Annotated in this window: 15 protein-coding genes; 2 read left to right on the top strand and 13 right to left on the bottom strand. The window is 52.0% G+C overall.

The features are described 5' to 3' along the window. Window positions 1–204 precede the first annotated feature (204 nt). The 9 genes from PsW74_RS13920 to PsW74_RS13960 form a co-directional block, all read right to left on the bottom strand. Window positions 205–852 (bottom strand): DUF2497 domain-containing protein, encoded by a 648-nt coding sequence (locus tag PsW74_RS13920; protein ID WP_063289058.1) that lies wholly within the window; start codon window positions 850–852, stop codon window positions 205–207. 221 nt (window positions 853–1,073) lie between these two features. Further along, window positions 1,074–2,441: a TolC family outer membrane protein gene (locus tag PsW74_RS13925; protein ID WP_063289366.1), complete on the bottom strand. Its 1,368-nt coding sequence runs from the start codon at window positions 2,439–2,441 to the stop codon at window positions 1,074–1,076. A gap of 459 nt (window positions 2,442–2,900) precedes the next feature. Then, window positions 2,901–3,560, bottom strand: coding sequence for a protein-L-isoaspartate O-methyltransferase (locus PsW74_RS13930; RefSeq protein ID WP_063289059.1), 660 nt, complete (start codon window positions 3,558–3,560; stop codon window positions 2,901–2,903). 706 nt (window positions 3,561–4,266) lie between these two features. Continuing rightward, entirely contained in the window at window positions 4,267–4,590 is a 324-nt protein-coding gene (locus tag PsW74_RS13935; protein ID WP_063289060.1) for a hypothetical protein, read from the bottom strand. A gap of 102 nt (window positions 4,591–4,692) precedes the next feature. Further along, window positions 4,693–4,986, bottom strand: coding sequence for a hypothetical protein (locus PsW74_RS13940; protein ID WP_063289061.1), 294 nt, complete (start codon window positions 4,984–4,986; stop codon window positions 4,693–4,695). Window position 4,987: 1 nt separating this feature from the next. Next, window positions 4,988–5,764, bottom strand: coding sequence for a glycoside hydrolase family 108 protein (locus tag PsW74_RS13945; RefSeq protein ID WP_063289062.1), 777 nt, complete (start codon window positions 5,762–5,764; stop codon window positions 4,988–4,990). A gap of 95 nt (window positions 5,765–5,859) precedes the next feature. Further along, the gene (locus PsW74_RS13950; protein ID WP_063289063.1) at window positions 5,860–6,243 is read right to left on the bottom strand and encodes a hypothetical protein; all 384 of its coding nucleotides are present in this window, start codon (window positions 6,241–6,243) and stop codon (window positions 5,860–5,862) included. 10 nt (window positions 6,244–6,253) lie between these two features. Then, complete coding sequence (locus PsW74_RS13955) at window positions 6,254–7,021, bottom strand: DUF2793 domain-containing protein (protein ID WP_063289367.1); 768 nt, start codon at window positions 7,019–7,021, stop codon at window positions 6,254–6,256. Window positions 7,022–7,031: 10 nt separating this feature from the next. Further along, entirely contained in the window at window positions 7,032–10,958 is a 3,927-nt protein-coding gene (locus PsW74_RS13960) for a glycoside hydrolase/phage tail family protein (RefSeq protein WP_063289064.1), read from the bottom strand. 61 nt (window positions 10,959–11,019) lie between these two features. Between PsW74_RS13960 and PsW74_RS13965 the strand changes: the two genes are divergently transcribed. Continuing rightward, window positions 11,020–11,379 carry a hypothetical protein gene (locus PsW74_RS13965; protein WP_153041720.1) on the top strand — a complete coding sequence of 120 codons (360 nt, stop codon included), beginning with the start codon at window positions 11,020–11,022 and terminating at the stop codon, window positions 11,377–11,379. Window positions 11,380–11,392: 13 nt separating this feature from the next. On the opposite strand, the gene PsW74_RS13970 is transcribed toward PsW74_RS13965, so the two are convergent. Further along, window positions 11,393–11,824, bottom strand: coding sequence for an NlpC/P60 family protein (locus PsW74_RS13970; protein ID WP_063289066.1), 432 nt, complete (start codon window positions 11,822–11,824; stop codon window positions 11,393–11,395). Further along, a complete protein-coding gene (locus PsW74_RS13975; protein WP_063289067.1) occupies window positions 11,799–12,692 on the bottom strand; it encodes a DUF2163 domain-containing protein in 894 nt (297 codons plus the stop codon). The genes PsW74_RS13970 and PsW74_RS13975 overlap by 26 nt, the downstream gene beginning before the upstream one ends. An 80-nt stretch (window positions 12,693–12,772) precedes the next feature. Between PsW74_RS13975 and PsW74_RS13980 the strand changes: the two genes are divergently transcribed. After that, the gene (locus PsW74_RS13980; RefSeq protein WP_063289068.1) at window positions 12,773–13,504 is read left to right on the top strand and encodes a DUF4145 domain-containing protein; all 732 of its coding nucleotides are present in this window, start codon (window positions 12,773–12,775) and stop codon (window positions 13,502–13,504) included. Here the strand turns inward: PsW74_RS13980 and PsW74_RS13985 are convergent. Both PsW74_RS13985 and PsW74_RS13990 read right to left on the bottom strand, forming a co-directional pair. After that, complete coding sequence (locus tag PsW74_RS13985; RefSeq protein ID WP_063289069.1) at window positions 13,499–14,128, bottom strand: DUF2460 domain-containing protein; 630 nt, start codon at window positions 14,126–14,128, stop codon at window positions 13,499–13,501. The two genes, PsW74_RS13980 and PsW74_RS13985, sit on opposite strands and share 6 nt — an antisense overlap. 50 nt (window positions 14,129–14,178) lie before the next feature. After that, window positions 14,179–14,625 (bottom strand): hypothetical protein, encoded by a 447-nt coding sequence (locus PsW74_RS13990; protein WP_153041721.1) that lies wholly within the window; start codon window positions 14,623–14,625, stop codon window positions 14,179–14,181. Window positions 14,626–14,640 lie beyond the last annotated feature (15 nt).

The following is a 14,640-nucleotide window of genomic DNA, read 5'->3' on the forward strand; positions in this document are numbered from 1 at the left end:
AAAAGCTCTTCCACTTATGGAGTTTGTCTGGTGTAAATCGGATGCACTCGCCTAAGTCAACCTTTCATGCAGTTACAGAGCATATTTGAGCGACAAATACCCAAACAGCCCACACCACAGATCAGTTTTGACACGGTTTTCTTAGAAAGAGTAGCAGAGAGCGGATGTGCGAAGGGGAGAGCTTCTCCCCTCACATCCAGAGGATTATTTGCGTGAGATGCGATCGATCTCTTGGCGCACAAGCCGCTCCACCACGCTTGGCAGATGCTGGTCGAGCCAGCCTTTCAGCATTGGGCGCAGCATCTCAGCCACGAGGTCTTCCAGTGTACGGGCGTTCTTGGACAGCACCGTGTTGGCAAGACCGTTAAAGGCGCTGGACACAACTTCGTCCGTCGCGCTTGAGATAAGTGTTTCCGCCGGACTTTTTGCAGCAGATGGCTCAAGAATGTCATCTTGCCCCATACTGCCCAGCCCAAACGCTTCAGGTCCCGGCTGATCAAGAAAAGCGATGTCTCCATCCTCTTCTTTGTTTTCATCAGCAAGACCTTCAATAATTTTCAATGAGGAGGATTGCTCGTCGATCTGCTCTTTTTGCGTCAGCTCCAGAACGTCTGGTTCCGCATCCTTCACCACTTCTGGCTCAGGAGTTGGAGCAGGTTCCATTTCCGCTGGCGCATCATCAAAGAGTTTATCTAGATCGTCCTGTGATAATTCGCGACCCGCGTCCGCGTCACTCAATGCAGCATCTGTCATCTGTTCTGCGCCACTTGCTTCGTCATCCGAAATAATCTTGCGGATCGAGCTCAGGATATCCTCCATGGAAGGCTCGTTACCCTGTGAGACAGCTCCCATGTATGTGCTCCACTTCTAATCGCGTCTAATCCGCCGGCTTTCCGACTCAGTTCATTAATAAATACTTACTTAAATATAGGAGAAAAGCGCCCCCGCCTGACAGCCGCATATCCAGCAAAAAGCCAATTCCCACAAGGAAAACGAGCAAATTTGAAAATACGGCAACAAAAAAGGGAGCCGACAAGGCTCCCTTCTCCAAAATTTCATTATATCAGAGGAGCTTAACGCCCATCTGGAGTCCGCAACCCAATCCACTTATCACGTACCAGACGGTAGTGTTCAGTTGGATCATAACGCGCACCGGACAATGCCAGACTGTCAAAGTCCAGACGACCAACAGAGGAAAGAACCGCATAAGCAGCAACCACACGGTCACGCTGTGCAGTCACCAATGTTACGCGCGCATCCACCAGATCACTCTGCGTATCCAGAACATCAAGCGTGGTCCGCTGACCAACACGCTGCTCTTCAATCACGCCTTCCAAAGCAAGACGAGCCGCAGCAACCTGTGCTTCAGCTGCCGTAATGGAAGCGATCGATGCATTCAGCTGCCCCCAAGAGGAGATCGCCTGCGCACGAATGCTATCACGGGACACATCGACCAGAATCTCGGTACGGCCCAGATCTTCTTTAGACTGGCGCACAACAGAGTATTCGCTACCATTCTGGTAGATAGGAACAGTCACACGACCAAAAATAGAAGCTGTTCTGGTCGGATTTCCAGACACGCCAGGAAGGTTGTTGTCGCTATAGGACAATGTTCCCTGAAGATCAGCAGTCGGAAGCAAGACACCTTGCGCAGTTTTAACTGCAAATTGAGCAGCATCAACCAGAAACTGGGAGGACTGGATCGCAGGATGTTCATCCTGACCAATAGAGATTGCGGAAGCAACAGTCTTCGGCAGCAAGCTTGTCACATTGGTGCGAGCACTCAGGTTTTTCGGATCAATCCCGATAACCTGACGGAAAATCGCACGACTTGTGTTCAGATTTGCCAGCGCAGTGTTCAGTGTGGACTGCGCACGTGCACGACCTGATTCAGCCTGAGAAACATCAGTCCGCGTACCTTCGCCCACATTGAAGCGATCTTTAGAAGCACGAACCTGCTCTTCCTGGAATTTCAAGTCACTCCGACGCAAAGACACAAGCGCAGTATCGCGAATGACATCCATATATGCGGTCGCAGCCTGGAAAAGCGCAGTCTGCTCTGCTGTACGCAAATCTTCACGCTGAGCACGAACAATAGCTTCAGCCTGACGGGTAGAGTTCACAGTCCGGAAACCGCGGAACAACGGCTGAGTAACCTGCAAGGATGCCGTATACTCATTACGATTTCGGTTAGTGCCCTGGCTCTCCTGCCATTGGTAACCATAGTTACCGCTGGCAATAATGCTTGGACGCCATCCAGCCAGAGCCTGTGGCACACCTTCATCTGTCACGCGAAGTTGAGCGCGTGATGCGTTTAATGTCGGGTTATTCTGATAGGTAGCAGCCAATGCCTCTTTAATTGAAAGAGCATTCGCGCCTTGAGCACTTACAAGCAAGCCGACTACTGCAACTGCACCCGCTAACGTTTTCCGAGAAACCACTTCATATGCCTCAAACAGGGTCAATCTTACGAACCGCAAACCCAACACACTCGCCGAAATGTATATCTTATTCGGCGTTTTCCGAAACCGACGATCAAGCCGATTTTGGAAAAAAATAAATACTGCGACGAACAAGCAACATCTTATCGATATAATTGCTTAGGCTAATCGCAGAATATCATTCCCCGGAGGCACACTAATAGAACCATTAAGTTTTTACTACCGTTTTTTCACCCAATGATTGAAACGTGGATATCTCTACATCATTGATAGAAAAGACAGCAGCAGCGTCCAGTTCTTATTTTACCCCACCAGAGTTTGAAGTGCTTTAAACCAGCATTGAGACAAATCTGTAATTCACATCACGAAAACGGAAATTCATCACAACACTTCACAGAAAAACAAAAAAAGGCGAAGGTTGCCCCTCGCCTCACATCTCTATACCTGCATCGCAAGCGTTTAGAATTCAAAGACTTCCGGCTTCTCAAAACCTGGAAGTGCACATGCATGCGCATTAAACGCAAACACAGAACTCACATTGCCGCCAGACTTGGTGTAAAGCCGCGCAACACCTGCATTGCTCTCCCCCTCAACCACAACAAGACGACCCTCGTCTTTCAGCTGAGCAGTCAAGGCTTCCGGCAGCTCTTCAACGGATCCATTGACCAGAATAACATCATAAGGCGCGTCAGCCGCATAACCCTTGGCCAGATCGCCATCAATTACAGCAGCATTTTCAATGCCCAGCTGCTCAAGATTCGTTGAGGCCGCTTCAGACAGCGCCACATCAACTTCCAGACCAACAACAGCTTCTGCCAGGTAGGAAACAATCGCCACGCCATATCCAGAGGCAGCGCCAACCACAAGCACAACATCCTTGGCAGTGATATCAGCCAGCTGAACAAGACGACCAAAGATGTGCGGCTTGAGCATTTTGCGCTCGCCTTTTTCATCAACGGCTACATCTTCATCAATATAGGCCAACTCCTGCAGGTTTTCCGGAACGAACTTTTCGCGAGGCACCTTGCCCATAGCACCAATAATGCGCAGATCTATAATATCATTGGTCCGCAGCTGATTGTCGACCATCAGTGTTCTTTGTTCCGCGAAGTTGACCATCTTGTCCTCACTGTCTCGCAAGATTCTTTGGCTGAGAAATATCGCTCATGCACCACAAACACAAGCTGCCATATCCGTAAAAATAAACAGTTCCCTCTGTTGTTTTTCTATTTTTGAACTTTGTGGTGCAAATACGAGCTTTTTCACCATGCAGGAAGAAAAGCCGTGTCTCATCCAGAAAGCTACTCACCTAGGTAAACCCCATAGATTTCGGTGTTTTACACAAGAGTGATCGTGGAAAGTGAATTTGCCCGCTTGACTATCCGCCCCAAATATCAGAAAAGCCCCTCACACCACAGCGGGGCCTCTTGGCGGAGTGGTGACGCAGCGGATTGCAAATCCAGCTCAAGAACCTCCCAAACAATTCAAATACATACTCTTTTTGAGTTACATCGCGTGTCTAAAGATGCATGAAATTTGTGCTTTTCAGAGTCTATTTGCCTAACTTTTATCACTCTCAATTTTCCAAGATATTCACCGCTTTCATGCCCATCATGGCCGGTAAACAGACACCACGCACAATGAACCTGTTTCTATTTACATTCTAAAGCTGAAAAACATCGCCCTACATAGGGACGCGCAAATATCAACGCGGCATCACAACAATCCCATTGTTTTGTTGGTTTCCAATTTCATCACCTGCTCCTCCGAATATTTGGCAATTCAATCTTGAGGAGAACAACCTAACAATGGAATCTTTGCATACTCACCTGTAGCCTTTCCAGATTTTTAAAATCATCCCAGCCGATTTGAATGGATCTCGAGAAAGGCGCAACACAAACGCAGTGATATTGCGCCCACTCATCGCCAACACTCCGGCTGTTGCATCGCTAAAGGCAGCCTTCAACTCAAAGAAGTCCAGGAGCGGCTGAGTAAATGTCACGGCCGCAGCAATTCCGATGAAGAATGTGAGCACACGCTGCCAGAAGCCAGCCTCTTGAAGCAAAGCTCCAATAAGTGCAAAAGCGACAATGACGGCCGTTTTCCAGAACGGTAAATGATAGAAAATCTCTAAGATAAAATCTGTCATTTCCAGCAGCCCTGCCTTTGTCCGTTCCTGTCATTTGCTGCAACTCTATTCGCCCCTGCCCTGTCCACTTGAACCAGCACCACAAAGCCTTGGGGGCTTAAGTTATTCTTTGTGAACCCGCTGCAACTGCTCGCACTCTGCAACGTTTCGCAGCCCGGAATCATCAAAGTACTCAAGACACAAGCGGTAATCTTCAAGACCTTGCAAAAAGGCATCGTCCTGCTTCCTTTGCTGTTCCGCTTTCACAGTCCCTTGCAAAGCATCATGCTCTGCCTCGATAAACGCCCCCTGCCGGATCTGGTCATAGGCAACGGCCGCAAACGCACAAAGAAGAAGGGCGGCCACCAATGCCCGCCCCGTCTTCGTCTTAATCAGGATTGAGAGAACCGCCCCCATCTCAGGCGGCCCGCTCTTTATTAATCAGCAGCCAGCCTGCAACGCCCACACTGAGAACCAGAGCTATTGCAAAGCCCCACTGCACCGGCCCGGAGCCCGCCAGAATGCCGGAGAACCCAGAAGCAGCCATAGCGCCCTTGGTGATCCCATCCGGGCTAAGCCACGCGCTGAGTGCACTGGTTTCCTCATCAACCGCCTTGGAGCCTTCCTCATTTTCATGAGGTTCCAGTTTTGGAGTTGGAGCACGTTTAATAATGGCATTGCCCACCAGCTCTAAGGATCGCTCCTGCACATGCCGCACGCGCCGCGTCCAGCCGGTCTTGTTGTAGGGCCAGTTTCTCAGCCGCTTCATGAATTTCAGGCGAGCGACTGAGAACAAATTGATTAAGGTTGTGGCAGAATGCGCCTTCACTGCACCCAACGTAATCAGGCCCAACACGCCATCTACTTTGACTTTGAGGATCTTCTGCAGGATCTTCACGGCCCGCGCCGGGCCGGAGTTTACGGCACAATCAAAAACGGCATAGTCCAACCCACGCGGCAGCTTATCGCCTTTCACAGCATCCCAGTATTGCGCCCGGTAGATATCAATTGCCTCTTCACGGCTCAAACGCTTCACCTCTTCCACGCTCACCGCACGGCCACGCCAAGCAGACAAAGTCCTTTGAGTGACGCCAAGATTTGTTGGGCCGCCCGGATCTGCTTTGCGAGACCGGTTTGCAAACCCGCCCTCAGTTCCAAGCAGGTCTACAATAATCAGTCGGAACGTATCTTTCATGCTCTGCCCCTAACAAAAAACGGGAGCCTAAGGCCCCCGTGCAGGTATAAAAAAAGCCGCAATTGCGGCGCGAAAAATTAACATGATGCTCTAGGCTAGCTCTGCTTTGCTTCTTCAGCTTTCAAAGCATCTGCCTCTTTCAAACGTTGAGCTTTAATGTATGCGGGAGTTTGCCGAACAAAGGCTCTGATTTCATCAGTCACACAAAACCCGGTAACAGGTTCATTTAGCCCATCTTCTCCTGCATCTCTGCAAAGATACCGGACCCCATCTGTCTCAACAGACAAGTACCAATGTTGCACATTGATATCTAAGCCCTGCGGCCAATACTCAGTATCAACAAATGAACCAACCAAATAGATTAAGGCCAACTGAGAAAACTCATGCATTAAGCCTAAGTCACCTAGATTTTTGTGTCCCTGACACACAATAAATAGAATTTCCTTGTTCTCAAAAAACAGCTCCATATCATGAGACATAACGCCCCTCCTAGCTTTGCGGAACAACCGGCAGGAAGTAATGCAGTGCAATGCGCACCTTGCCGCCGGTGAAGTCGCCACCATTGGCAGTAAGCCTCACGGCCGTATCTCCATAAAACGCAGTCGGACCGATCACCCCTGCATTGTTCGAGCCAACAGCCGCTCCCAGCGATCCGCCAAACTTGGATTGCTCACCGGCAAGGCCGCAGTCATAGGAGGCTGCCCCTGTCACAGCCTCCACCGTGCGGGTAGACACGCAGAACACGATTGCCCGGTTTGGGATTAAAACCGAGCTGTCAACACTGCTACCCGCGAGGCTTAGCTCTTCATCCACGGTTACAAACTGGCTTTGTGCTTTGCTGTCCGTTTCACTTAAAACGGTTTTCTCTTGCTGCAAGGCAAGGCCGCCTGTTCCCGGATCTGTGCCCAGACCAGCCACAGAAGAAAAACTGCCCCATGCCCCGCCGGAATAAACCTGCATGGTTTCTGCGCTTTCAATCCAAGCTGCCCACCCGGTGCCAGGTGTAAGAAACTCCCACGCCCCGGCGCTAAAGGCCGCAATCTGGCTTTCATGCCCGGCAAAGGCACCAGTCGCTCCTGCAGGCACGATATAACGTGCTCCCTCATCAGGATCTGCAGGCGGATTGGTAATGCTGTTTGAGATGACAGAAAGCTGCACCACCACATCAAGCAAGGCTAACGCCTCATTGTGGGTCACATGCTTTTGCGATTGCGCAGCCGCAATCATCGGCAGGTTTAAGTGTGCCGTTGTGCTCATACTTCCCCCTTTACGCTTCATAATGAGCAACAGCAGGAACGCCGCGCCCGTAGACCTCAGATAGTTGATAGACCCACACGTCAAAGCTGGATGCAGGCCCGCTAAAGTCTTCCGCTTGCATGGCGGCCGTGTAGGATGCAAACGCCCCGGAAGCAGAAAGGGAGCGCTTTAAAACGCCCCCTTCCCGGATCTCAACACTGTAACTTTCTACAGTCTCACCAAGAGGCACCTCTGCCACCTCCCAGCTATCCCCACCCGTTCGTGTGCGCCTAATCCAGCTTATTGCAATGCTGCCATCAGCTTGCGCACGGGCGTTTAAATGCACGGGCGACAGCGGCCGCTCTCCACGGCCGGTAAAGGTCTTCTGGTAACTGGTGTAATCCTGCGATCCCACACCAGCCCCGGCCCGGCCTGTTTGCCAGTTGAGCGGCAAACCCAGCTCAGAGCGCGACAGGCCGTTTTGTGTCATGCCGCCATCCAGCACCACCACACGCGCCCCTGCAGGTGCACCCATGCCCGGCTCACTGCCCCGCTGCCCGCGTAGCAGCTTGCTTAAGGTATAGGTGCGCTCAGCAATCAGCTCAGCATTGGCAAACTGCAACAGCTCCCATTCCCCGGCAGTGCCTTCAATCAGCAAGGCATTGCCCCCGGAGAACACAAGATCCTCTCCAAGAGAAGCCAGCGCCCCATTGTAAAGCTTGACCTTGACCCGGTTGCCATTATCCCAGCGGTGCAGCGGCCCTGCAGGCAACGGTGCCTGCAGCTCCCCGAGCACACCTTGCTGATTAAGGGCAGCCCGTAGCTCATAGCCACTTGTCACCGGGCTGGATAAGAACGCCATGCCCTTTGAGAACGGCAACTGATAGCCGGTCAGATAGCCTTGCCATGGCGTGTCCTGATCGCGCAAAAGCGGCCCGTCGATAAACACTCCTAAGGCGGCCGCCTGCAGCACCTGCCCTTTTGAGACAAAGGCCCGTGTTGCCCCCTTGGTGGCTTCATACACCGGTGCATCATAAGTCACCGCTTCAATCATGCGGGCATCCCCATCCTTGACGGATAGCACCCGCACCGCGAACACACGGCCGGAAACGGTCAGTTTAAGATAGTCACCCGGTTCTATGTGCAGATCCGTTGGAGGCAGCACATAGCTTAAGCGCTCCCGCGAGGCCCACGCCTCCTGCAACAGACTTTCAGCCATGCCCTGCAGGCGTTCATAGTTGGTCACGACAGGCAGATCAGAAGTCACAACCCTTTCAGTTGAAACAGCGCCTTTCAGCGCCTCTGCAGTCGCTGTGTTAAAATCTTTTGAGCTGTCATAGGCCGTTACCCGCACCACTGCAGGCAGCTCGGTTTCTTGCGCTCTTGTAATGGAAACCCGCTCTTTGTCCTTACCCTGATCAACCAGTTGCTCTGCTTCAATCTCAGCTAAGGGATAGCGGGAACGACGCGGGCGAAACGCCACCCGGCCGCCAGATTCCACCGCATCAAAGAAGAAAGCAGCCCCAAGGGTTTCCAAGACGCTGCGGGCACTGGTGATAGAAGAGATAAGGAAGCCATCGGCAACCCCATCTGCCCCGGCCGTTTCAAAGTCTATGCCTTCATGCAGGCCAGCCCGCTCCATCAAGAGCCGGGCAATGCCATCAACTGAGACACCGCCCACACGGCCGGAAAGCCAATGCCCGGTGGTGAAGTTGCCCCAATCCGCCCAGGTATCGGATTCCACCGGAAACGATGGAAACGGCCGCACATCCCAGGCCCATGCAAACATGTTCACCGGGTCCACCATTGGCCCGCCATAAACCGGGCTAACTGGATTGTTGCCAGCCTCTACAGCCCAATATTCCAGCATGGCTCTAAGGTAACGCCGCTGTATCAGATCATCACGCACCCCGGAGGAAAAATAGGGCACCTGACTTTCTGAGGATTTGGGATCATAAAACACGTTTGGCTGATTGGTGCCTTTGTCGATCGCAGGGCAGCCAAACTCTGTAAACCAGATGGGCTTTGATTTTGGCACCCAGTTAGTTGAGGTATTGGAACGCACCCCGCCCGGCCGGTTGTGGTGCGGATTTTCCCACCAGCCCCGCAAATCCTTTTGACGAAACACCCAATGTTCGCCATGGTCCTGATCTGCAATCAAGGTGCGGTTCTGGGTGATCCGGTCATTCTGCGAGGCATAGAAATAATCATAGTATTCCCGGCCCTCGATGCCAGCTTTCAGATAGTCCAGATCATGGATGGACTGTGCGTCCTGCCCGTGATCCGCATGGTCCTCAAAATCGCGCCAATCGGTCAGCGGCAGATAATTATCTATGCCAATAAAGTCGATATCGTCATGAGCCCAAAGATAATCGAGATGAAAGAACACATCGCCGCTAACATCATCCGGCCGGTAACTGTGAAACTCGGACCAATCCGCCGCATAGCTTAGCTTTGTACCAGCCCCGACCAGCGTGCGCACTTCACCCGCTAGTGTGGCCATGCCCTCCACAAACGCAAAAGCATTGCCAGCCCCGCGCACGAAAGAAACACCGGGCATTTCTGTTCCAATCACAAAGGCATCCACACCGCCTGCAAGCTCTGCCAGTTTGGCAAGGTGCAAAACAAACCGCCTGTAAGACCATTCCCCCGGCCCGCTATAGCTTATCGCAGCGCCAGTGCTGCCAAAGTCTGCAGCCGTTGCCGTGCCCAGAAAGCTTGCGATCTGATCAGCAGCCACCGCTGTTTTATCCGGGCTGCCCGGCTGCCCCGGTGCCGGGTGGCAGGTGATCCGGCCGCGCCAGGGATATCTATCTTGCTCTGCCTCTCCGTAAGGATCTGGAAGGCCGTTGCCTTCTGGAACATCCATCATGACAAACGGATAAAGCATCACCTTAAAGCCACGCTCTTTCAGATCCTTGATTGCTTCAATCACAACACTGTCAGAGGGCGAACCACCATAGGCAGGCTTTCCATCCACATATGACACAAGCCGCGCTTCATCCCGGCTTAGCCCGGCAACGCGCCATTCAATTGGGCTGGTGGTTTTACGCGCTTCCACACGCGGTGCAATCGTGCACTCTCCCGCCCTCAGATCATCACCAAACCAAGCCACCACCAGAGATACGGTTTTGCACTCCGGGCAGGTGCTCTGCAAAAGGTCTATGGAGTGCTCCCAGTCAGTTGCTGCGGAAAGTGTGTGCCGGTTGTTATAGGCCGTGGTCGGGCCGTCCTTGCCATCCTTTACGGGTGTTTTGGAATAACCAAATTCAGTAGAGCCGGGAATAAGAGAAACAGCCGTTAGCTTTTCTTCCTCATAGCCAACGGAGCGCACCACTTCAAAAGTCAGCTGCGGCAAGCGGTTGCCGAAGTCTGCAAGCAGCAGCTCTTCAAACACCACATAGGCAAGGCCGCGATAAGCTGGCACATCCGGGCTGCCTTGCTTAGCAGCAATCAGCGGATCAGCTTCCTGTGTCTCGCTGCCCTTATAGATGCGCATGGTGATTTTGCTAGTATCCAACTCCTTGCCATCCGCCCACACCCGCAAAATGGAAGAGATTGGCCCTTCACAGATCCCAACCGCAAAGTTGGCATAGTAGCTGTAGGTTGTTTGTGTGACGGTTGATGACGAGCCGCCAGCTTTGCCGCCGTGTTTTTCCGTCGTTGTTGAAACGACTTCATGCAGATTTGTTGCCCAGATCACCTGCCCGGAAACACGCGCCCGCCCGGCCACAAGAGGAACCACCGCCCCCTCACTGGACCCCATCACCTGCAGGCTGTCCAGCCGCTGCCCGTCCACATGGCTTTTACTGCCCGGTGTGAACGCTGAGATAAGCATATTATCAAGATAAGTACCGGCAACCGTTGCCGCTGCAGTCAGCGCAAACGTTGCAACAGTACCTGCACCGGTTGCCCCTGCAATCGCAGTTGCCACCGCTGTTAAAACAAGCGTTGCCATTGTTTTACCCTGTAGCTTGTGTCAATTACCGATGAAAATCGAAAGAAAAATGGAGATAAATTTGGAGTTGTTGAGCATCGCAATCGGCACCCTTGCGCTCTTCAGCGGCGCTCTTTGGTACTTTGAAAGGAAGAAGAGAAGAGATCTCTCGATTGTACTCGTGATGGCCTATTGGCCCGCTGTACTTCTTTCAATTGAGATCTTGTTTTTGGGATTTGCGACTGTCTATTGCGAACCAGTCTACTCAACCAAGCCTTCTCCTGCTTGCAACATTCTGGGAATTGATGCGACAGCGCATCTCACTATGGGGTCCCAAATGTCCCTAATGATCATCTATGCAATTTTGTATTGTCTTCTCAGCTCATTCATCTGGGCTATCGCGGCTCTGGTTGTGTTCATCCGCCGCCGCCTGAGCAGATAGTTGCAGGGTTCTTTCAAGGAAACCCAAACGCAGCTACTGCCCGGCGCTGCCACCACCCTGAATAGGACACCTCAACAACTCCCGCGCCCTCTTGCGCATGGATCATCACACCCGGCCTGCTGATCAGGCCCGCGTGTTTTGCAATCGCCCCGGATCGTACCCGGAACACCACTACAGCCCCAAGGTCGGGCGGGTCCAGCGCTGCCCGCTGGAAGTACTTCTGCCCGGCTTCCAAAAGCGTTTCACGTGTTCCAACCTCGCCCCAATCCGGGGAATACGCCGGAACCGTTTGCGGCTCAGATCCGTAAAGCTCCCGCCAGATCCCGCGCACCAATCCCAGACAATCACAGCCTGCGCCTTTGACACTGGCTTGGTGGTGGTAAGGCGTTCCAAGCCAACCACGAGCAAGCGCAACAACCTTATTTGACATAGGAGGAACCGTCATTTTTCTGCTCATCCTGTTCTGCGTAGGACAAAATAAAATCAGGGCCGGGCATGTGCGGAAAGCCGCGATAGTTCACCGCGTTTGCAAACTTTGATTTACAGGCCGCAAAGGTATGAGCACACCCGGCAAACACGTCAAAGGAATCCCCGGCAGCAATGGGCTGCACAGGCGCTTGCCAAAGGGTCAGCTCTGCAGCCCCGCCCTCTGTCAGCTTGTGCACTTTGATTTTGACGCGGGCACCTTTGTTTGCCCCGGTGGTCCAGTGAAGCTGCCCCCATGAGAACCGGTCGGCCGGAAAGCCACCCAAGCCGGCACACGTAAACACCCGGTCTTTCACCGCTGTTACACTGCCCGCCCCATTGTTCTCCGGTGCCTGTAGATCCACACCACAGCGACTATCCCCCAACTCAGCATCGCAGCCATACTGATATGTGCGGCCGGTGTTCTGGTTGAGCCGGTGGGCAAGGCTGCGCATCTCTGCGTTAAAAGCAAGCTCGCCTCTGCTCACCTCGCCAATGTTGCCGCGCTGCATAACTTCCCGCTGAGAGGTATCCTGCCAGTTCACCCGGTAAAGCACGATTTCCGCATCATCATAAAGCCCGGCTGCAATGTCTGCTTCCGTGATCTTGTCAGAAGAAAACGCGCCTTCCACATCCATGTTGTTCACGGCAAGGCCAAGGTTTGCCTCTACATCTGTTCCAGTGAAACCAGCCGCCGCCTCAAACACAACACCTAAGAAAACCAATTGCCGGTCATGGTCTGTAAAGCCCTGCTTCACGCCATCGCGCCGCGTGACCCGCCAACACCAACACAAGGTGGTGCAGTTGCCCTGCAGGTGTTGCAAGAATTGTTCAGATAACCGCCGCATAATGTATCAACCCTCATCACTAATTAAGGTAAGTTTTTTCAATTCGTAAATTGGATCTTCGGTTCTGAGGAGGCATTTTCATGTCAGAAAGTATAATAAAAACAAAGATCAAAATTGAGCATGACATACAGGAAGCTCTTTATCTCGATTGCTTAAATTGCCGCACGAGAACACGACACAACATCCTTGCACAAGTCAATCAAAGCGGGGCTGAGATTGTTGAGCAAAAGTTCTCAGTAGAATGGTCCAGCAAAAACCAGACAATTATGTGTGCCGGATGCGAGACAATTTCGTTTAGACAACTCAGCTCACATAGCGAAGACTGTGATATTGATCAAAACGGCAACTACACGCCAATTGAAGAGGAAACTCGTTTCCCGCGCATCATTAATGATCTTGAGAATGAGCGTTTTTCTCCATTACACGAACACTACATCCCGCAACGTGTTTTCCTGATTTATAAAGAAACAGTCGGAGCACAAGCTGCAAAGCACTATGTTCTTGCCGGTGTGGGCATACGAGCAATCACAGAGACAATCTGCCAAGATCAAAAGGCAAAAGGGCGAAATTTGCAGCTAAAAATTGACGATCTTGTCACCAAGCAGTTGCTCACCGCAAATGATGCAAAAACTCTTCAGGCCATACGTGAGATTGGAAACAAATCAGCCCATCAAATGACGCCGCCGACCGCTCAGCAGATTTCAGTTGCATTAGAAGTTATCAAGCACCAAATGCTAAGTTTGTATGTTCACCCGAAAGTGTCTCAAATACTACACGAAAAACAGGCTAGAAAGCCTGTTTCCAGTTCATAACAGCACCTCAACAATTGGAATATTGGTCACGCTGCCCTGTACATGGGCGTTTAGCGTCAGTTCCAGCATATCGGTGTCAAAGCGGGCTGGAACATCGAACTCAAAACCCGCTGTAACGTCCTCACCTGCAGGTGGGGCAGAAGCAAAGGTGATCAGGCCGGAAGTCTCATCAAGCACAAACCCCACGGCCGGAGCACCGCCCACGGCCACCACAACCGGTGCAGTGTCTGCAGGCAAAAGGATCTTGCGTGTATAGGGCTGGAAGGTCGCGCCGTAGGTCTTCACAAGCTGGAATTCCTTTTGCACGCCATCACCAACACCTAACACCTGATCAGTGGTACTGATTGCATCACCGGGCGGGCAGCTCTTAAAATCTGCCCAATCCTTCCAGCGAAACGCAAACATACGCCCGCGCCGCTCTTCAAAGAACTCCACCACCTTATGCAGATCATTGACAGAGCGAACACCCTTAGCCGCGTTGTAACGACGCCGCGAATCTGCCCATTGCTGGTTGCGCGTCTCCCGGCCGTTGGCACGCACCACAACTTGCGTTTTACGTTCCGGCCCACCGCGTGCCCCTAAAGAGATATCTGGCGGAAACCGTGTGTCATGAAATTCTTCCATCTTATCTCCTTGTTCAAATCTGAGCCGAACCTGGAGCTAAAAATCAATTATTAGTAGAACCAAAACACAATCCGGTCGGCGTTACACTCATTGAGGATACGCAATTCAGGAAAGAAGGCAGGGTCCAGGTATTTTCGATATGTCGTTAGCAAGCCATGTCCTATCGGAACCGTATTACGCCCATCTCTTCGGTCCTCGATTTGCTGGTCATACTCAAACTCATTTAGCTCTCTGATCGAGATCCAGGAGGGCTCGCGTCCATCGGGTAACCATTCATTGTAGTTTTCTCGAATTTCGTTACTCACATCATCAGGGAGGCCACGAGGTTCTGAGATTGGCTTAATCTCTGAATAATTCGGAACTCCTGCAAGAAAGCTAAAAATGCGATAGCTCTTCCAACCGAACGGCGCATGATCTTCGAATAATTCGTCTCCATCAATGGGCTCGTACCCTGATGAAGTCTTTCTTTCAGCCCAAGAAATGATGTCTATGCCCATATTGATCTTGTCTAC

Source organism: Pseudovibrio sp. W74, assembly GCF_001623085.1.
Taxonomy (GTDB): domain Bacteria; phylum Pseudomonadota; class Alphaproteobacteria; order Rhizobiales; family Stappiaceae; genus Pseudovibrio.